This window comes from Myroides sp. DW712 (genome assembly GCF_046557355.1).
In the GTDB taxonomy this organism is placed as follows: Bacteria; Bacteroidota; Bacteroidia; order Flavobacteriales; family Flavobacteriaceae; genus Flavobacterium.
In genome coordinates this window covers 1-20,063 of record NZ_JBKFDO010000017.1, presented here as the reverse complement: position 1 = coordinate 20,063, position 20,063 = coordinate 1, and the positions used below count along the sequence as shown (strand labels likewise).

Below are 20,063 nucleotides of genomic sequence, written 5' to 3'. Positions count from 1 at the left end.
TTCCTTTTTTATTGCATTATTTTATATAAAACTGCCTCTTGTTGATCTAATACCATATCTTCTACATAATGCAGCCCTACTTTTTCTAAGACTCTAATCGAGGCAATATTCGCTTTCATCGCACGCCCTACAATTTCTTTCAACTGAAAAGTCTCGAATCCAACTTTTAAACAGGCTTGTGCACTTTCTGTAGCGTATCCCTTGCCCCAATCTTCTTCAAAAAATCGAAAACCAATATCCGTTTGTTGCGTTTCCGCATCAAACTTTAATCCACACCAACCTAGGAATCGTCCAGAATCTTTGAGTATAACAGCCCAACGGCCATATCCATTTTCCTGATAATCACTGTAATTTTCCAAAAATAATCGAGCTTCTTCAATAGAAGTAAAAGTCGTATTTCCTGTATAGCGAATTACATTGGGATTGGCATTCAACGCAAAAAAGAAAGATGCATCTGCTGTTTCTAATTCCCTTAAAAAGAGACGTGGCGTTTCGAGTATTTTTTTCATTGTTATAGTACAATTGACTTACTTCGCGTTGTACATATTCATGGCATTGTTTAATCCGCCCAAAGCAAACTCCTGAATCGCCTTAGAAGACATTTCTAGTCGCTCTACGAGCCTTTCTTTCTCCTCTTCACCCCATTCACCCAAAACATAATCCACTTGCTGTCCTTTCTTAAATTCATCGCTAATTCCAAATCGAAAACGAGGGTAATTGGTATTATTCAATACCGCCTGAATATTCTTCAACCCATTGTGTCCTCCATCAGACCCTTTAGCCTTAATGCGAATCGTCCCAAACGGAATATTTAAATCATCCGTAACGACTAAAATATTTTCCAATGGAATATTTTCTTTTTGCATCCAATATTGAACAGCTTTTCCGCTTAAATTCATATAGGTATTAGGTTTCAACAATAACAAGGTTCTTCCTTTGATCTTTACTTCCGCCAAACTTCCCAATTTAACCGTTTGCCAATCGCCGCCCAAATCACGAGCTACTTGATCAACAATTTTAAATCCAATATTATGACGCGTATGAATATATTCAGCACCTATATTTCCCAATCCTACAATTAAAAACTTCTTCATGGTATGATGTTACTAATTTTCAAGGTACAAAAATAACGCAAACCCAAGACATTCCATAGGTTATTTCAAACAAAAAAAAGCGCTTGTACGAATACAAGCGCTTTCCAATATACTATAGCGAGCTATAATTATTTTTTCTTTGCAGGAGCTTTTGCTGCTTTTGCTGCTTCTTGAGCTGCTTTCATCGCTGCACGAGAAATTCTCACTTGACACACTACTGTGTTGTCTGGGTGTAATAATTTATAGTTATCCGTTTTGATGTCTGTAACGTATAATTTGTTCCCCATTTCTAAGTCAGAAATGTTTACTTCTACGAAGTCAGGTAAGTTTGCTGGTAAAGCTCTAACTTTTAATTTACGGTTGTTGATGTTTAATACACCCCCAGCCATAACTCCTTTAGAGTTACCTGAAATTTTGATAGGCACTTCTAACGTGATTTCTTTATCGTCGAATAATTGGTAGAAATCGATGTGTAAGATTTTGTCAGATACCGGGTGGAACTGAATATCTTGTAAAATTGCATTAATTTTTTTACCACCTTCTAATTCAATCACAACAGTGTGTACATTCGGAGTGTAAACTAAACTTTTGAATGCTTTCTCTTCTGCTGTGAAGTGGATTGCTGATTGTTCTCCTCCGTATACTACGCAAGGAACCATTCCAGCATTACGTAAGGCTTTAGTAGACACTTTACCTACGCTTTCTCTTTCTGATCCTTTAATTGTAATTGATTTCATTACTTTAAATATTTATTAATTAATAATTTACATCACAAATGTCTTGCTAATCGATAAATTCGATTGCACGTTGTGCATTGTTTCTGCAAACAAAGGTGCGCAACTTAACACTTTAATTTTACTGCATGGCTTTTTCAACGGAATTGAATCGGTTACGATTAATTCAGTTAACGAAGATTCTTCAATCTTCTCATAAGCGCTTCCAGATAGAATAGCATGCGTACAAATTGCGCGTACACTTAATGCTCCTCTTTCCAACATCATATCAGCAGCTTTGGCTAATGTTCCTCCTGTATCGATCATATCGTCTACCAAGATTACATTGCGACCTGTAACATCACCTATTAGCTCCATTTTCTCAATGATGTTCGCTTGTTTTCGCTGTTTATAACAGATGACCACATCAGATTCTAAGAACTTCGAATATGCATAAGCACGTTTTGAACCTCCCATATCTGGAGATGCAATCGTTAAATTCTCGATATTTAAACTTTTTACATAAGGTAAAAATATCGTAGAAGCGTATAAATGATCCACTGGTTTTTCAAAGAATCCTTGGATTTGATCTGCGTGTAAATCCATAGTCATAATTCTCGTTGCTCCAGCTGATTCTAATAACTTAGCCACTAATTTAGCCCCAATCGGAACCCTTGGTTTGTCCTTTCTGTCCTGTCTAGCCCATCCAAAATAAGGGATTACCGCTGTAATATGTCTTGCAGATGCTCTTTTTGCTGCATCACACATCAACAATAGCTCCATTAAATTATCTGATGATGGAAAGGTAGAACAAACAAGGAAAACTCGTCTCCCACGAATAGATTCTTCAAAAGAGGGTTGAAATTCACCATCACTGTAGTGTGATAGCGTAACTTTCCCCAATTCTACACCGTATTCCTTTGCTATCTTCTCCGCTAATTCAATACTTTGCGAACAAGCAAAAATTTTTGCTTCTGATTCAGGATTTAACATTTTTTCTAATTAGTTGTTATGTTGTTAGTTATCGCTTCCTTATTGTAATTCCGCGATGCAAATTTATAAAATATTAATTGACTAGAACGATTTTTTTGCTTTTTTTCTTTGATAGCTTATTTTTTTCTGTAAATTTGCACTCACAATTCAACACCAAATGCCCGGATGGCGGAATTGGTAGACGCGCACGACTCAAACTCGTGTTCCTAGGAGTGTGGGTTCGATTCCCACTCCGGGCACTAAAACCCTGATTACTAAGTAGTCAGGGTTTTTTATTTATATTTTAGCCAACCATTAGCCGACATTTTGGATTTTTATAGAACTCCTTTTATTAAATCAATTGATTTATCATATTAAAGAAAGGTGCAGTTCATCCTTATTTACCTTTCAAGTATAACATCCATTTTCAGTAAACTAGTACCGATTCACATCTCACCTTAGTACCATCAAATTTAACTACACAAGTAAAATTTGAACGAATTGTTGCACCAAAACCATTTTGACTATCAACCCAAGAATTAATTTCATAACTTCCATTTCCTTTATATGTGGTACTAGATTTTCTCTCTCTTGCATTAGGAAATTTTGCTGTACTAGGAGATTTTAATCTACTTTTCACACAATCCTCAGCATAAATAAATGCTAATAGTTCAGAATGATTTACCGTTGAAGATTCTACTTTACCATCACTAGTCAGCCAATTAACAACAGGAACACCTATTCCAAAAAGAACCAACAAAAAGAAAAAGGTTTTCATACATCCCCAACTAGAACCCTTTTCTTTATTTACGCCAATAATATCATTTATTGGATTACCGCAATTAGGACAAATACTTGCTTTATCACTAACTTCTTTACTACACTCCGAACAATTTATTAACGCCATAATAATCATTGAATTATATTCCAAAAATAGAAAAATATTTATACATTAAAAACACTTTGATTCAAGTGATTTCACGCATTACTCACATCCTTAAAACACACTTATTTCTCTTGCTCTTTAAGATTAGATAATCGCATCACTAATAACAAATAATATTGAATAACCTCTAGTAGATTATTGAAGTGCATATTTTTTAATTCAAAATACTCCTTTCTTAAAAACTCCAAATACACATCGAAATCTACTACATCTACATAATCAACTTTTAAAGTTCTAGACGCATGCCCTTTATTGCCATTAACTATAATTCCATATACTTGATTACCAAAATCTGTTAATAGATATGCCCATTGATATAATCCTTGATTTATACTTAAACCAACGCCTGTTCCTAAATGTTCAATTTTCATTTCATTTATAACATGGATATAAGTGTCAAAGAAATCTATTAGATTAGCCTGAATTAAACAATTCATTTCATCATCATATTGATAAGTAAGAAGCTTATTTTCGAGAGTTTCTTTTTCTATTTTTAATCCTTCTTCTATCGAATAAAGCTCATCACTAGTAATTTTTTCTATATTTTTCAGTCTAGTATATACACTTATATAATCCAAAAGTTCTTCCTTCATTTTGCTTCGTGTTAGTTCTTATCTTCCTCGATAATTTTTAATAAATTCTTTAACCTTTCTAATAATTCATCATATAATACAAACTCTATATCTTTAAACCCTTCTCGCAAACTTTTAAAACTATTTCTTTTCTTTTGAGTATTTAATTCCTTTGAATGTCCAATTACTATAATTGCTCTAGGATTTATAATCTTGACATCTAAGCCCGAAATAGTATCATTTTCACTTTCCTCCTCAATAGTTTTAGCATAAGTAACAGCATTATCTCTAACTTTTTGCAAATAATCAGATACTTGAGCAATCACTTTGGAAACTTCTGTACTTAGGTAAAATGTTTTATGACTTTTATCCTCGCTTAATAATTTAGTATCACATCTTTTCAATTCATAGAAATCTAAATAACCATAAATATCCATCAAAACTAAATCGGGATATTTTGTAATTCCTGTAGCAATATTTTTAAAATCTATTTTATTGACATAACGACTATCAAACAAGGTTATATATTTATCGAAAAAACCTTGCCAAACACTTTCTAATGGATCATTAGTCAAATGCTTCTCATATTGCCTTATAATATCTTTTAGAGTAATTAATTGTGCATTTTTCAATAAACCTGTATTCAATTTATCTACAATATCTTTCCTCTTAAATTTAGCAATTGCTTTGACATAAAAATCACCTAATCTTTCTACTTCTTCTGCTGTGAGATTACTAATCATTTTATCATTAAGATTCCTAAAGATCAAATCCTTATTATTATTCGTTTCAGCATACTCAAAGCTAACATCAGGACATATCTCAACTAAAAAGTTTTTTAATAAAATTTTATTTGTATCAGAGTGCGCTCGTTTTTCTTGATTTAAATTACCTAATAAAACATCTAAATCTGCATAATTTATCATTAATTGATTATCAATTTTATTAGACTCCGTTTCAATTGAAATTACCAAAGTATCAATATCATAAATAGGAAATTTATATTTAAAAAATCTATTAACATTTGGATTAGTAAATCCAAATCCAAGGTCACTAATAAATTTAGGAAGTTCAACATCATATCCCTCTTCAATAAAAAGCTCAATAATAACTTTGTTTATACTATCACCTTCAAAATAATATTCACAATAACACTCAAGATCAGTGCATATAATTGAATAAATATGAATGAGGTTATTTTTATCCTCATCCTCTAAATCTTTACGATAGAATTTATTCTCATTTGCCCCCTCATCGTTTATATTCTCTTCTGAGTAGAGAACAAATCTTTTATTTTGATATACTTCGTTCATAATATGTATTTATTTTCATACTAATCTCAAATATAACGAATAGTTAAAAAATTTCACACAAATAATTGATTACTACAACATAACGCAAATCTATAAACTCAATCTCATCAAAATCTAAAAAACAAGTAATTATTAAAGATCGAGACACAAAACAGCACTTCGATAAATCAATAAAATCAATATTTTTAATAATTATCAATAAACATCAACCAAATCCTTCAACTTAATATCTAAACAATTACAGATATTGATTAGCGTTCCAATAGTCGGATTTGTACGTCCTTTTTCGATTCGTATTAAGTTATTATACTCAATATTTAATCTGTCTGCGAATTGCATAAGGGTTAATCCTTTTAATTCCCTCTGTGCTCTAATCTTATTACCAATTTCTCTTATTATTTCATTTTGATCCATATTACTATCATTTATGATTGACAGTAAAGGACTTTTATTATATTTGCATCAATACAATCATATATGATTGTTTAAGGTTTAATGAATTTGTAAATAATAATGAAAACAATAAATTTTAAAAGTGGTACAATAAACATCGATGATACTACTATTTCGTTTCAAGGAATTAATCAAGGAAATATAGCTTCTTCTCATCAAGTAATGGAACGAAAACTCATCGGAGGGGTCAACTACCAAAAACAGATATATCTAAAGCGGACACCTCTTGGATATGCAAATATTTCCATGGTTATAGGTATTATATCCCTCATTTTATATGTTGTATTAAGTATAATGCGCAATAGTATATATGTAATGTTTTTAATCACATTATTGGCTTGTGCGATTTTCTTTATTACCATTATTTTCAGCCTATTTACTACAATTTTCTTTGATACAAATTGGGATCGACGCGTCTGTGAGTATCTATTCGGAAAGGAATTATATCTTATTGTCATTCAAAATAAATCTAATGGTCAACACATTGAATTTTACATCAATCTGGAAGAATTAGAACAAGCTAAAGAACTAATTGAATATAAACTAGAAGAAGTTAGCACCAATTCTTTTGAGCAAAATAGGTTAAAAGAGGAAGACAATGTTTTTGATCTAGATAAGATAAATACAAAACTAAATGAACTAAGAAGCTTACTTGATAAGGGCATAATTTCCAACGAAGAATTTCAACTACTAAAAAGCAATTTAATTAATACTTCTGTTGGGTTAAGTGAAAATAATTCAAAGCAAAGTGACTAAAAGACATCTACTCAATCTCGCTATTATTCATTCCTTTCTACCGCTCTTCTTAGGTGGTCTAGTCTATATTTTATTTAGATCTAAATCGCTAATAATGTTTGAATGGTTTACATACCTAAAACTAGATCGTTTGTTAGATTCATTACGAGCTCATTTAATAGGTTTTAAGGCATTTTTACCTCAATGGATATACTATTCAATACCTGATGGTCTTTGGATTTACAGTTTGACCTCAGCATTGATCATCTATTGGCATGATAACCTAAAGTTTGGTAGATATTGGTTAATAATCCCTTTCGTACTTGGAATATGTGTTGAAATCTTACAAGGCATTAAACTTTTTCCAGGGACTTTTGATTGGATTGATTTAATCATTTCAATTATTAGTTTTTCAGCAAGTATCATTATAACGAATAAACACTTAAGTAAATATGAAAAATAAAATTTTTAAAAGTATTGGTGCTTCGGCAATTGTTGGTGCCTTTATATTTTTGGCTTTCGGGTCTGGAGACAATAATGGAAAGACAATAAATGATATAAATAATACTACTGAAGTACAACAATTCATTATAGGTCGATGGAGTACAGAATATTATAGTCTTGGAGAAAGATGGTATGTTAGGTATGAACTTACAGACAGTAAAATACGTGTTTGGGAAAAATTTGGACAACACGACTGGTCAAATTCCCCAACTACATACGACTACTATCTTGGTTCGGTCAAAACGGAATATGATGGACGTAAATATAGATTGCTAGTAATACAAGGGAAAAACTTAGGGATGATGGGAGATAACGCTTTATATGTAGCCAATGGTTGTTTAAAAATAGGGCATAGTTCGTTATGCCTTTCCGAAGGATGGGATTAAAGTAAAATAAACCTTTACGTTATTAGGAATTGCAAATTAATAGATAAGAAAGAGGTTATAAAAAACCTCTTTTTTGTTTTTACCATATACGTAAGCCATCTTGAGAATAGACAAAGCTTTTAAGGTTAATAGAAACGACTGATTCAATGAAATATAGTTTATCCTAACTCAGGATTAAAAAACATTTTTGAAGCCTCAAATACCCTTGTTTTCATCTTCATAAATAAAGCTAACTGTTTCATGTTGTCCTATTAGTCCATCATTTTTCTTCATATACTCTTTAAACAAAAATGCATCAATGACCTTAGAAAAATGAACCTCTTTCTTGAGGTTTAGGCTATTTATGTCATTGTCTTGAGCTATTTGTTGTAAAATATGGTCAATAATTACAAGTAATTCGCCTTTATTCCCATTGATCCCAACATGAAGATGAAAAATATTGCTTTTATCCTTTTCAACAACAAAAAACATATCTCTACGGTTTAACTCATAAATTTTAGTTACTAAATATTTGTAATATTCTATGTCGTAAGATCCTCCTTTAGCATTAGATATACCACACCCATCAAGTAAATTGATTGTTAATTCAAATTCATATTTATAATTTCTATCTACTTTAGATGAGATAACTTTTGTTTTCTGCTGCTGACATGGGATAGTTGTCTTCTTATGATTACGTATTCGTTTGAAGTGCTTTAACCCATTGTAATTAATAGTCCAACGCTCAATTTTATTAATTCTCATTAATTTAATAATACTTCCGCTATTATTTTTTAATTTTCTAATTCTTCGTTTAATTGTATCTTTTGAAAGATCAATTATTTTAGTTCTTATGTAAAAATCTATTGGTAAATAGATGTTATAATCTATATTATTTATTGTTTTCATATTGTATTATTTAGTAACTATATATAATGCGCCCATTTAAGCTTGAGCACCTGTATTATAAATAGTATCATTAGATGAAAAAGTAAAGATGGATTGAGTTTTTATTTTGAATCGATCAATTCAAAAAACAAATAATTAACTTATTTTCAATTGATTACACCCTACAGGGCATTAGTAAAAAAATACAGTTAATTAGAAAAAATTATCCTTTAGGTATAAAATTCAAGGATTAAAAGGAAAAACTTATGCACCCCCTTCAAACTAATCGCGATACACATTATCTTCTTTACATTCAACTAAAAAAATTGCGTAAAAAGTAGAGTATCTATCTAACAACTAGAAGGTTCAAAAAATAATTTTCGGAAATGAAAGGAGATTAGTTCAACTCGCTAGGATAGGACTAACTATCCAACACCTACAACGAATTGAATATCAACACATAGCGACTAAATGTAACGATTTACCTTTACCAGTTTAAAGTGCGATGAAAAATTTTAAAAAATTTTTTAAACAAGGTCGATTGGTGAATATGGGTCTTAATTTTTCTAAAGAATAGCACTAAGCGGATACATAATTTTAAAAAAACTTAAATCTATCTCCCCCTCCCAGCCTTAGGGGAGGGAGGGGCGGGTACTAATTTATAGATTCCTAGATTAAATTATATCGCAAAGTAGTTGCTATTAGAGAGATTATAGATGAAGAGGGATCAATGATTTCTCTATATCCGATTTTAGAAAATATACGCGATTTCCCATTCCATAAGGTTTAAGTTTCCCACTCTTACACCAATTGTGAATAGTAGATAAATTTACCTTTAAAAGATCCGCAACTTCACTACGACCTAATAAAGAATCCCCTTGTTGTTTTTGCATCGCCTTTTTGAAATATGATTCTAATAATTCGTCAAGTCTTTTAATAATAACATCTTCTAATTGTTGTGGTGTGTAAGTAATGAATTGTACTGCTTCCATGATTTCTTGGTTTAAAATTATAGTCGCAAGTACCTTCAATATTTATTCGCAAAACATTCGGTAAAAAATAATTTAAAAAATAGTCGATATTATTTTTTTAACAATCAAACAAATAATTATACTAATAAAAAATAAAATAAATGAATTTTAAACGCAAAAATCAAAACAAAACAAGAAATAATAACTAAACTAATTAAAAAAGCATTTTTTGAAAACGAAATCTAATTAGATTAAAAAAAAACCGTCTAGTAACGCCATTTCTTGGTATTAAGGTGCTCTTTTATTAACTCATTTACCTCAGTAATATATCTCTTAGGATCCGATAATCTAGTATTATTTTTAATTACTTCTTTTTCGTAAAAAACGTTTAGATATTCTACTACCTTCTTTTGGGTACAACTCTTTATTAGTATATGGTTTTTAACATCATCATTATTAATAAGCGCATTGACAAAAGCATTCAATCCCCAAACACGTCCATTTTTTACGTCAAACTTGTGTTCCAATGTTTTTAAAAACCAACTACTAGCCTCTTCATTAACAAAAATATTCTTTCTTTTATTAAACAATGTAATAGCTCTCGTTTCTATTGAATCAAAATTTTTTATATAGTAAAGAATTTTTATGCACTGCTCTTGATGGAACTTTAATAATTGCGTCTTAATAATTTCGTGCATATAATGAGACACAGTGATCTTATCTATCTTAATCTTTTCAAGTTGCATATTAGTAATTAACTCTAAAAGATCTCTCAAATGAAAACGAAAAGCTATTTCGGTTTTTTTGCTATCGTGATCAATCATATTTTCATTAAACTCTTTATCTAAAAAGCATTTATCCAATACCTTTCTCAGATCAATTTCGGGTAACTCTTTTAATTTTGTGGCTTTGTATCTTGGTGGTAAGAATGCTTTTAAAACTTCTTCATAGAAATAGATAAAGTATTCTTCATCTGTTTTATTTTGATAAGTGAAAGATTCGCTGGATGGGCTTGCCATAATTTAAAAGGTTTTTGCAAAAATAAACTTTAAATAACTATCGTTTTAAATATTTTACTCAAGTATTCTCATCATTCACAAATTTAATTGGTGTTAATTTATCCCAAATGGATAGATTTGTAGGTTACTAACTATATACCAATATGAATAATACCGAATTAGAACCAAAAACAAAAATATACATTGATTTAGCAAATAGTTCCAATGCTAAAAGTTTTAAATCAGATAATGTAATTCATCAAGACGCATTAAAAAAAGTAAAAGAATTTATTGATCAATTCATAGAAGCCAATAAAATTGCTTTAGCCGAAAGACCCCTCAAAAAAAAAGGGAAAATAGAATTATCATATAAACACAATACAATTACTATACTAGGAACTAGAGGAAGTGGTAAAACTTCATTTTTGTTATCTATCAAAGAATTAATTACAAATAATAAAGAACAACAATATGATGATTTATTATTTTTAGATATGATCGATCCTACTTTAGTAGAAGAAAAAGGTCATGTTTTTCTAAATATTATTTCGAGTATTTGTGATGAGGTAAAAACAGTACTAGCAAAAGAAGAAGCCAATAAATCTGATGATGTAGAGTGTACGAGAAAACACTGGAAAGAAGCAATGAATAAACTTGCTAAAGGGTTACCTTCTATCGATGGGATAGGAAATGGAAAATTTGGCGAGTGGCAAGATGCGGAATTTGTGATGCAAAATGAATTACAAGCCATACATTCTGCACGAAATTTAGCCAAATATTTTGCGGAATTTGTAGAACAATCTTTAAAAATATTAGATAAAAAACAATTTGTATTATTCTTTGATGACATTGATGTAGATTCATCTAAAGGATACGCAGTCCTAGAAACAATTCGTAAATACTTTGTTACAGATCAGTTGATTTCTTTTCTAAGTGGAGATTTGAAATTGTATGATGCTTTAGTGAGAGATAAAAAATGGAATAATTTTGGATCCAAACTAATTACGTTCGAGACTTCTCAAGATTTTCAAGAAAAAACGAGAAGGATCGTTAATATGAATCATTATAACGATATGGTTACAGATTTAACTTCTCAGTATCTGATTAAAATCATGCAACCAAAATATAGAGTTCATTTATCAACCTTATATGATTATTATATAAATAAAGAGACGGGAGTATTTATTGCAAATAAAAATGATGACCAAAATAAAAAGCAAACGCCAAAAAAATTAAAAAAATTTTTAAAACAACTATTTAAAATATATGGAATAAAAAGCAACTTACAACGTACTGCTTTTGTGGAATTTCTATTACACCAACCTTTACGTTCTGTATTACATTTTTTACAATATTTTGAAGGAGCAAATAATAAGGAGACAACAGATATAAACACAGACTTTACAAGTGTTTTTCTATCAGATTTATATGAAAAACACGTGGATATAAATACACTGCAAAATTCTGTAACATATTTTTTACCAACTATTTTGCAAGTTTTAATACAAGAGCAAAGATTAAGAGAATCTTATCAATTAATCCCCTCAACATTAGATAATAGCTTTAATGCTACATTGTTCACAAGTAGTCTTCTGTTTTCAAATCATATAAATAAAAATCATAAGTTTCTCATTTTTGAATATTTTTTCAAAATAGCTTTTTTAAGAAATTTCATTGATAGAGAAAATGATTATGAATTAATAAAAGCCATTACCAAGACCTCTGGACTACTAACAGATAATATTTTCAGAGATAGTTGTAATCAATTACAGAGTAGTCTTTTTGGACAATTTGGCAACAAAAAAGAAGTTAATGAATTTGGAATGCTCTTGTTATATGGCCTAGCAAAAATTGCTAAACAAAACACATCGGAAAAAATATTTCGAATTGATTATATATTAGAGAATGGTAGAGAAGATGTAAAATGCAATCAACTACAATCTTATCTAGGATATTTACCTTGTTTTATAGGACAGTCATCAACTAAAAACGCTAGTAAACTATTTTATTCAGTTCTATCTCTTCTTTCATCAATAGGAGAGTTAATACGAAGATATAATGAAGAAAGTCTAACCAAAGAAAACTTTTTAAGTGTTTTAGCTGAATTAGGTCAGTTACGATACTATACAACAAGTGAAAATGAAGAAGTATCTAAAACTTTTACTACTGAGAAAAAAGACAAGAGTTTTGAAGAAGAAGAATTTGATACTGGATATGAACTTGAAAATGACTTTTTTATTGAAAATAATATAAATGAGTTTTATGATATCTTAGAACAATGGTTTGATAAGGATTTGAAGGCTGTCTCTCCATACATGTTAGGTAAAATATTTACACGTTTTTATTATTCGTTAAATAGGATCGGAATTGACAAATCCATTAACCTAGGACAATCTTTTCATTTACAAATAGTTGCATTTATGAATGCAGTAATAATTGAGGAAGCGCGAGAATTAGAAATAGTTGTAAACTTAAATAACGATAATATTGTCTCCAGCGATAAAGCTTTTATAAATAATATCCATCACATAACACAGAGTGATAAAAAGGATCAAATGAAATTTTCAATGTGGATGCTTTCATGTCCTTTATTACTTATTTATACTAAAAATAGGATCAGATTAAAAGTTCGTGACTTTGTTTCTCAAACAGAATTTTCAAACGGACTTTTATCAGATAAATTATATAATGACCTTTACATAGGCAACATTTTGGACTATGTTTATTTAGAAGGTGGAAAAGGAGAGAGACCTTTACTAGATAAATATGAAAATCTTTATCAAAAAATTAAATGCGAGCTTTTACATGATAATAAATATCTCAATTTCAAGAGGAAAAGATATGTTAGCAAAGCCATTGAAATGTTCTTAGATGAATTTCCAATAGCACAAAGTAAACTCAAACAAAATGAACAAAAAGATTTTGTAATATATGCAGTCAAAAGATGTGGAGAAGATATTATTGATGAAGATTTATGTTCTGAATACTCCGCAAACGAAACTCAACCAAATGAAAATGATCCTAACATTAACAGCGATAATGCTACAGCTAATATAGATCATACTTTAGTAGGCGATGATAAAATAGTAGAAAATGAGGATACTACAACAAATGGTGATGACACTATAGGAAATGAGGATAGTACAACAGAAAATGAGGTTACTGCAAATGGCGATGACACTATAGGAGATGAAGATAGTACAACAGAAAATGAGGTTACTGCAAATGACGATGACACTAAAGGAGATGAGGATACTACAACAAATAGTGATGACACTATAGGAGATGAGGATAGTACAACAGAAAATGAGGTTACTGCAAATGACGATGACACTATAGGAGATGATGATTTGTCAAGCGAAAAATAATAAATCAATAATTTCAAAGAATGATACAGTACATACTCAACAACAATGAAGCTCTTATTGATTTTTTAAATTACAAATTTCCAAACATTAGCCAAGTTAAAAGAACCGTATTATTAGAGTTAAGGAAAAATGATGTAAAAAAACCCGATCATTTATATCGTTTGCAAATGGAAGAAATTAAAGACAATTTCACGAGTTTTTCTACTTTGTTTTTAAAAGGTATAGGTGATTTTAGTGTTGATTTTTTTGAAGAAAAGAATAGTCAATATTTTATTAAGAAGGATGTGTTTTTTAAATGGCAAGAAGTCATTACTTTGATTCCCCCCTCCGTCTTAATAGCCTCTAAAATAAGTAGAGAGTGTACCCAAGATAAAGTACGTATTTGGAAGGATTTCATTCTTCCAAATACGGAACAAACAATGCTGTTATCTCCTCATATTATTCAATTAGAGAACAAGGTAAAAGAATGGGGAGGACTAGATGAATTACATATTCACTTAAATGGTAGCCTAGAGGTAGACAAAGTTTGGCAAGATTATTTAAAACATCCAGATAAAATTAGAGCATACCTAAAAAAGATAACACTAGATAAACCTTTAGAGCAGTTTAGTCAAGAGGGATTCTTATTAACTCCCGATAGTATTTTTAATTATCTGTGTATAGCAAAAAGTATTCGTCAATATTTTTATTCCTATTTGAACAGGAGCAATCAAAGTAAACCATGCCAAGAGGAGGGAAAAGAGCCTTTACCATTTGAAAAAGAATTTGTTAACAAGGAACATTTACTGAGTGAAGTAATTTCATACAGTAAGGAAAATTGGAGCAAATATGATTCTCCTTTCGATTCAATACTAGAAGGTGTAAAAATTAATACTGAACAATATCCTTCTTTGGAGTGCTTTATGTTTGTTTTGCTGTTTAAAGAATTGCAAAAACATCAAAATGAAGTGTTAGCAGAATTTCTATATTTCTATTTATTGATTTATGGATTAGTTAATCGCTTGTTATCTCATCAATTACACCAAAACGGCTTTGAACAATTTCAAAAAATAACACTAAATGAGTTAAGGGAATTCAGTGAAGAAAAGTTTGATAGAAGATTCAAGCAATTTGCAGGTAATAATTTATCTTATTTGAGATTTATAGAAGGAAGGATCTCTCCAAAAAAAACAATGGATAAATGGTTCGATACATTAGAATCACTTCAAGCTGGATGGAATAAATTTAAAGATGTAACTAAAGTAGATTCTGATATTCGTTTAGTTGTTCATTTTATTAAACAAATAGATAAAAAACCAAATAGTTTTATTCGCTATTACGCTGTTCGGAAAGAATTATATCGACAAGGTCATTTAATACGAGGAGTGTTTAATGCTAAGCCAAAATATAGGGCATTACTAAATGCTGTAGATGCAGCATCAAGTGAATTTGATACCCCTCCTGAGGTTTTTGCACCAGTATTTCGAATGATGAGAAATGCTGGAATTCGTTATTTTACTTATCACGCTGGAGAAGACTTCTATCATATTTTCACTGGGATGAGAGCTATTTATGAAGCTATCCTATTCTGTGATTTAACTTATGGAGATAGAATTGGTCATGCTGTTGCACTAGGTTTAGATCCATCACAATGGGGTAATGTGATAGGGCAAAACATCAAGATGAGACAAGGTGAATACTTAGACGATTTAGCCTTTTTATTTTATGTAATTAAAACGTATAAAATAGAAGAGTTTTATTCTACTTTAAACCTAATTAAAAGCAGAGTAGAGCATTTGTATTTTGAGATCTATGATGATTATCTACCGATTGAAATTATCATAGATGGGTGGAAGTTAAGAAAGTTTTGCCCCATACACTTTAAATTTAATAGCGATGATGTTAGCACTCTGATTATAGAGCAAGATGAAGAATCTAATTTGTACAAACAAACCCAAAAAAATGTAAATAAAAAAACTATTTCGGTCTATCAAAAGTATCACAACAAAACGTATAGAGAAAAATACGAACATAAAATTAATGTACAAATCGACGAATTTATAGCTTTAGATAGCATACCTATTATCCAGAAAGCTTTGTTAGAAATGATGAATAGAAAAGAGATCGTCATAGAAACATTGCCAATGAGTAATGTCCGCATTGGATTTCATCAAGATTTTAGCACATATCATCTCTGGAATTGGATTAAGTGGAAAAAAGAAGGTATCGGTATTCCTCCTATCATTATAGGAAGCGACGATACTGGGATTTTCGCAACGAATATCTATAACGAATATGCCAATGTTTATTTAATGCTGATTCAATATTATAGCCTATCTCATACTGAAGCGATGAACGTCTTAGAAGAGTTTAGACGAAATGGAGATATTTATCGCTTTAAGGCATAAAGAAATAAAGCTTGGAGTAGTCTTTTTTAGCTAGTCCAAGCTTTTTAATTTAATCTGCCTTTTAATTCATCTTCTCTAAAAACTCCAAAAACAATCTTGCATTTGCATCCTTATCACGACGCTTGTTGATATACTTCAAAAAAACACGTTCCTCGGAATGTCCTGTGATTCCCATTAAAATAGGTGTAGGCACTTTACCATAAAAATTAGTAGCAAACGAACGTCTAAAACAATGTGAGGTAATAAAGTTATATTTTGGCAACTGAACCAATTCTTTTACTCCAGTAGCTTCATTCACAAAGTAGCCTTCTACTTCTTCATTAATTTCCGCAATTTCACATACCTTTTGAATATGGGTATTTATTTTGTTGATTGAAACGCTTTCAGGGAAATCATGTAACAAAATATTCAATACATATTCCTTATTTACCCCAACCGTAACGTCCTTCTCCGTTTTTTCTTGAATTAAATCGATAAGAACTCCACCTTCAATTGGTCTTAGATTTTTTGGAGTCAACTTCAACAAATCCCCACCACGTTGACCGATATAGCAACCAATCAAAATCCATTTCTTTACATTCTCTAAATGTGGAGTTGGCATTGGTGTGTGATAGATTTTATCAATCTCTTCAAAGGATAACGTATGAATATATCGATCCTTATCTTGCTGTCTAAAAGGTTTTATCGTTATGGAATATGGGGTAACAAACACATCATTCTTTTGTGCATCATGGCACACCGTCTTAATGAATTCAAATTGTTTACCCGCATAATTAACTGTATAGCCTTTATCTTTCAATAACCACGTTTTAAACTTATCTGTCAATGCTTTATTAATATCCCTAAATAATATCTTTGTTTTTAGATGTTGTTCAAATCCAATGATAATGTTTTTAAATGAAGTATAGTTTTTAATCGTTCCTTTACTCAACCCTATTTTCCCTCCTCTTGTTTCCCTAGTAGAAGCATGATCAATTATGTATTGAATATAATTGACAAATATATCTTGATCCGCAATATTGACACGATTAAAACACGTATTAATTTGATTTTCTAGCCAACTACTATTTATCAATACTCCATTAGAGGAATCTTCGTTTAAAGCGCTAAATAAATGCCCTGAAAGCTTATTCAAATTTTGAATCAACAGTTTATTTTCTGCTTTGTTTTGTTTAGGTAAACCTGTCTTATCACTCCAATCTTTTACATCGATAGAGAAGCCTGTACTTTTTTTCAAATCCAAATTTCGTCCATTGGAAAGACGAACATGAATTTGTGAATTGTCATTTTTGGCTTGTAGTATAAATCTTATTTTTGCCATATTATAGTTATATTGTGATCCTATTTAATAGTCCAAAAATAATAGAACAGATTTATTTAGCCAACATTTAGCCAACATTATTGCAATCTTATTAGATTTAATTGCATCTAAATCAATCACAAGCACATACAAAAACAACACACAACTAGTTGATTTTCAATACAAAAACCCTAAATATCAGTCAATTACATTTTATAGAGATCTAAAGGTTACTTGTGTGGGTTCGATTCCCACTCCGGGTACTAAAACCCTGATTACATTGTAGTCGGGGTTTTTTATTTTATAGCTTTAAAATTTAAAAATAGCATACTTCAAGGTAACACCAAAAGTAAATAAGAACTCTCCTCTTTCAACATCGAAATCTTGAATATACCCTCCACCTACATGAATATTGAAGATGAGTCGAGGAGTAAAATACTGCTCATTACCAATGTGACCTTCTGTAATCAACACTTGATTATAGCTTGAATCCGAAGGTTTTCCAAAAGAATATTTTACTTGAGTAGCGAGATAAAACGTTCGTTCTTCTTCATTGACAAAATGCCATTTCAAATTGGCCTTCGTAAAAGGAATAAAACCATACTCAAAAGAATACCCACTAGTTTCATCTAAGCTATAACCCGCACCAATACCTGCGAAAGCTTCGAGGTGAATATCATACGTCAATCGGGTTTTAAAAGAAGTCTCCACTCCTTGCCCACCCAAAGTAACATAAACTGTATTATTCTTACTTTGAGAAAAAGATGACATATACATGCACAAGCATATAAAAACAAAAAATATTTTTTTAAATCGCATACATTAAATTTTATTCTGCGAAAATAGACAAAATACAACGTTAAATTTTACAAAATTTACGTTATCTATTGTCTACTATTACGCCTCACAATAGGTTTTAAAATGAGGTTAGCACACTATAGAAACAATCAATACAAATTCAATACGAGAAATAGGACAACAACCTAATCATTCAATAAAACAGAAAAGGCTAACTTCATCTGTTAGCCTTTTATATTCAATTTAATTTTTAAAATCAACCAGGTGAAAGAAAATAACACTTCATCATCTCTTTCTAACTATCACCCTACTTCGCCTCATCAGCAGATGGTCCGTACATCCCTGGAATCGGAATATCTAGCAAACGCAAATAAACAGACAGTTGTCCTCTATGATGATAAATATGGTTATTAACTACAAAGCGATTTGCCCCTACCTTTGGCATTTCCATAATGGTATGTTCTCCAGCTTTCAATGCCCAAGTCTGCATCCACTCTTCATCAGTCATTCCTTCTAAAGCCGTTACAACGCGTTTCTCATACGAATCAAGTAATTGTAATAAATCTTGTGTATTTCTTGCTTGTAAAGGCTTATAATCCACATGGAAGTCCAATATACCTTGCTTCGTAATAAACTCAGTCCAAATAATCAATTCAACAATGTGTTTAGACAAATCGCCTAAACTCATTGACTTTGTATGGGGTTTCCAATCCCATTTATCTGTTGGCACGCAAGCGATAATCTTTTTGGTACTTGCTAACTCATGTTGCAACTCCACTAAAAAACTTGTATTAATACTCATACTATTTGTTGTTATTTTTCTTTTAGGAAAGCTACAAAACCAAACGCATATAATCAATTTATTTAAGGAATATAGTTTGGTCTTTTCCATAAAGAACACAAGATAGACAACGCGCTCTCGCTAAGGTTTTTTATCTTTGTAAAAAACAAATAAATTGAAGCAAGATTCTACCTACCTATCTTTTGATGACGCTAAACGCAAATTAGAGCACTATTGTGCTTATCAAGATCGCTGTCATGCAGAAGTAGTCAATAAATTATTTTCTTTGGGTATAACGCCTCAAATTCACGATGAAATCATCGTTCACTTAATTGCCCAAAACTTTCTCAACGAAGAACGCTTTGCCAAAAGTTTTGTAAGAGGAAAACATCGACTTAGTGCTTGGGGGAAAAACAGAATAACTTCAGAATTGAAATTTCGAAATATCAACAGTCGACTAATCACCATTGCCTTGGCGGAAATCAACGACGAAGAATACTACCAAACTTTTGATCGTATCAGCGAAAACAAATGGAATCAATTAACAGACTCCGATATCCAAAAGAAGAAAAAGAAATTTCAAGCTTATCTATTCCGCAAGGGATACGCAATGTCGGATATTATAGAGAAAACGGAGAAATTGGTGAATAGTAAGTGGTGAGTTGTTGTTTGTGAGGATTAGGTGAGATTGGGTGAGGATTGGGTGAGATTGGGTGAGGTTAGGTGAGGAAAACACTCATCTCCCATTTCCCTTCTCTAGCGTAAACCGTTCACTGTCAACTGTAAACAAAAAAAGCCTGACTACTTGCGTAATCAGGCTTTTAAAAGAAGGGCGACGACATACTCTCCCACCATGTGGCAGTACCATCTGCGCTAGCGGGCTTAACTTCTCTGTTCGAAATGGG

General features: G+C 30.9%; 19 protein-coding genes and 1 tRNA gene. 6 read left to right on the top strand and 14 right to left on the bottom strand.

Going from position 1 to position 20,063, the window contains the following annotated elements; genetic code table 11:
• Nucleotides 1–8 precede the first annotated feature (8 nt).
• The 4 genes from ACLJX0_RS12650 to ACLJX0_RS12635 all read right to left on the bottom strand — a co-directional run bounded on the left by ACLJX0_RS12650 (nt 9) and on the right by ACLJX0_RS12635 (nt 2,800).
• Nucleotides 9–509 (bottom strand): GNAT family N-acetyltransferase, encoded by a 501-nt coding sequence (locus ACLJX0_RS12650; RefSeq protein ID WP_410880916.1) that lies wholly within the window; start codon nt 507–509, stop codon nt 9–11.
• Between the two features lie 18 nt (nt 510–527).
• Nucleotides 528–1,094 carry an aminoacyl-tRNA hydrolase gene (pth, locus tag ACLJX0_RS12645; RefSeq protein WP_410880914.1) on the bottom strand — a complete coding sequence of 189 codons (567 nt, stop codon included), beginning with the start codon at nt 1,092–1,094 and terminating at the stop codon, nt 528–530.
• A gap of 128 nt (nt 1,095–1,222) precedes the next feature.
• Nucleotides 1,223–1,831 carry a 50S ribosomal protein L25/general stress protein Ctc gene (locus ACLJX0_RS12640; protein WP_182628640.1) on the bottom strand — a complete coding sequence of 203 codons (609 nt, stop codon included), beginning with the start codon at nt 1,829–1,831 and terminating at the stop codon, nt 1,223–1,225.
• A 27-nt stretch (nt 1,832–1,858) separates the two neighbouring features.
• On the bottom strand, nt 1,859–2,800 hold the full coding sequence (locus ACLJX0_RS12635; RefSeq protein ID WP_410880913.1) for a ribose-phosphate pyrophosphokinase: 942 nt from the start codon (nt 2,798–2,800) through the stop codon (nt 1,859–1,861).
• Nucleotides 2,801–2,959: 159 nt separating this feature from the next.
• Between ACLJX0_RS12635 and ACLJX0_RS12630 the strand changes: the two genes are divergently transcribed.
• Nucleotides 2,960–3,039, top strand: a tRNA-Leu gene (locus ACLJX0_RS12630).
• Nucleotides 3,040–3,206: 167 nt separating this feature from the next.
• On the opposite strand, the gene ACLJX0_RS12625 is transcribed toward ACLJX0_RS12630, so the two are convergent.
• From ACLJX0_RS12625 to ACLJX0_RS12610, 4 genes are all read right to left on the bottom strand, one after another.
• Nucleotides 3,207–3,710 carry a hypothetical protein gene (locus ACLJX0_RS12625; protein WP_410880912.1) on the bottom strand — a complete coding sequence of 168 codons (504 nt, stop codon included), beginning with the start codon at nt 3,708–3,710 and terminating at the stop codon, nt 3,207–3,209.
• A gap of 77 nt (nt 3,711–3,787) precedes the next feature.
• Complete coding sequence (locus ACLJX0_RS12620; protein ID WP_410880910.1) at nt 3,788–4,318, bottom strand: hypothetical protein; 531 nt, start codon at nt 4,316–4,318, stop codon at nt 3,788–3,790.
• 11 nt (nt 4,319–4,329) lie between these two features.
• Nucleotides 4,330–5,610: a Shedu immune nuclease family protein gene (locus tag ACLJX0_RS12615; RefSeq protein ID WP_410880908.1), complete on the bottom strand. Its 1,281-nt coding sequence runs from the start codon at nt 5,608–5,610 to the stop codon at nt 4,330–4,332.
• A 195-nt stretch (nt 5,611–5,805) separates the two neighbouring features.
• On the bottom strand, nt 5,806–6,024 hold the full coding sequence (locus ACLJX0_RS12610; RefSeq protein WP_410880907.1) for a helix-turn-helix domain-containing protein: 219 nt from the start codon (nt 6,022–6,024) through the stop codon (nt 5,806–5,808).
• A 99-nt stretch (nt 6,025–6,123) separates the two neighbouring features.
• Between ACLJX0_RS12610 and ACLJX0_RS12605 the strand changes: the two genes are divergently transcribed.
• Nucleotides 6,124–6,819 (top strand): SHOCT domain-containing protein, encoded by a 696-nt coding sequence (locus ACLJX0_RS12605; RefSeq protein WP_410880905.1) that lies wholly within the window; start codon nt 6,124–6,126, stop codon nt 6,817–6,819.
• 431 nt (nt 6,820–7,250) lie between these two features.
• The gene (locus tag ACLJX0_RS12600; RefSeq protein WP_410880903.1) at nt 7,251–7,688 is read left to right on the top strand and encodes a hypothetical protein; all 438 of its coding nucleotides are present in this window, start codon (nt 7,251–7,253) and stop codon (nt 7,686–7,688) included.
• 195 nt (nt 7,689–7,883) lie between these two features.
• Here the strand turns inward: ACLJX0_RS12600 and ACLJX0_RS12595 are convergent, their stop codons facing one another.
• From ACLJX0_RS12595 to ACLJX0_RS12585, 3 genes are all read right to left on the bottom strand, one after another.
• Nucleotides 7,884–8,576, bottom strand: coding sequence for a hypothetical protein (locus ACLJX0_RS12595; protein WP_410880901.1), 693 nt, complete (start codon nt 8,574–8,576; stop codon nt 7,884–7,886).
• Between the two features lie 689 nt (nt 8,577–9,265).
• Nucleotides 9,266–9,547: a helix-turn-helix domain-containing protein gene (locus tag ACLJX0_RS12590; RefSeq protein WP_410880899.1), complete on the bottom strand. Its 282-nt coding sequence runs from the start codon at nt 9,545–9,547 to the stop codon at nt 9,266–9,268.
• 245 nt (nt 9,548–9,792) lie between these two features.
• Nucleotides 9,793–10,545, bottom strand: coding sequence for a hypothetical protein (locus ACLJX0_RS12585; RefSeq protein WP_410880897.1), 753 nt, complete (start codon nt 10,543–10,545; stop codon nt 9,793–9,795).
• Nucleotides 10,546–10,688: 143 nt separating this feature from the next.
• Here ACLJX0_RS12585 and ACLJX0_RS12580 point away from each other — a divergent pair, with 143 nt between their 5' ends.
• On the top strand, nt 10,689–13,892 hold the full coding sequence (locus tag ACLJX0_RS12580) for a hypothetical protein (protein ID WP_410880896.1): 3,204 nt from the start codon (nt 10,689–10,691) through the stop codon (nt 13,890–13,892).
• Nucleotides 13,893–13,912: 20 nt separating this feature from the next.
• Nucleotides 13,913–16,279 (top strand): hypothetical protein, encoded by a 2,367-nt coding sequence (locus ACLJX0_RS12575; RefSeq protein WP_410880894.1) that lies wholly within the window; start codon nt 13,913–13,915, stop codon nt 16,277–16,279.
• Between the two features lie 61 nt (nt 16,280–16,340).
• Here the strand turns inward: ACLJX0_RS12575 and ACLJX0_RS12570 are convergent, their stop codons facing one another.
• From ACLJX0_RS12570 to ACLJX0_RS12560, 3 genes are all read right to left on the bottom strand, one after another.
• A complete protein-coding gene (locus ACLJX0_RS12570; RefSeq protein ID WP_410880892.1) occupies nt 16,341–17,600 on the bottom strand; it encodes a phage integrase SAM-like domain-containing protein in 1,260 nt (419 codons plus the stop codon).
• 288 nt (nt 17,601–17,888) lie between these two features.
• Nucleotides 17,889–18,350: a hypothetical protein gene (locus ACLJX0_RS12565; protein WP_410880890.1), complete on the bottom strand. Its 462-nt coding sequence runs from the start codon at nt 18,348–18,350 to the stop codon at nt 17,889–17,891.
• Nucleotides 18,351–18,684: 334 nt separating this feature from the next.
• Nucleotides 18,685–19,179 carry a DinB family protein gene (locus tag ACLJX0_RS12560; RefSeq protein WP_410880888.1) on the bottom strand — a complete coding sequence of 165 codons (495 nt, stop codon included), beginning with the start codon at nt 19,177–19,179 and terminating at the stop codon, nt 18,685–18,687.
• Between the two features lie 154 nt (nt 19,180–19,333).
• On the opposite strand from ACLJX0_RS12560, the gene ACLJX0_RS12555 reads away from it, so the two are divergent.
• Nucleotides 19,334–19,819 (top strand): regulatory protein RecX, encoded by a 486-nt coding sequence (locus ACLJX0_RS12555; RefSeq protein WP_410880887.1) that lies wholly within the window; start codon nt 19,334–19,336, stop codon nt 19,817–19,819.
• The last annotated feature ends 244 nt before the right edge of the window (nt 19,820–20,063 follow it).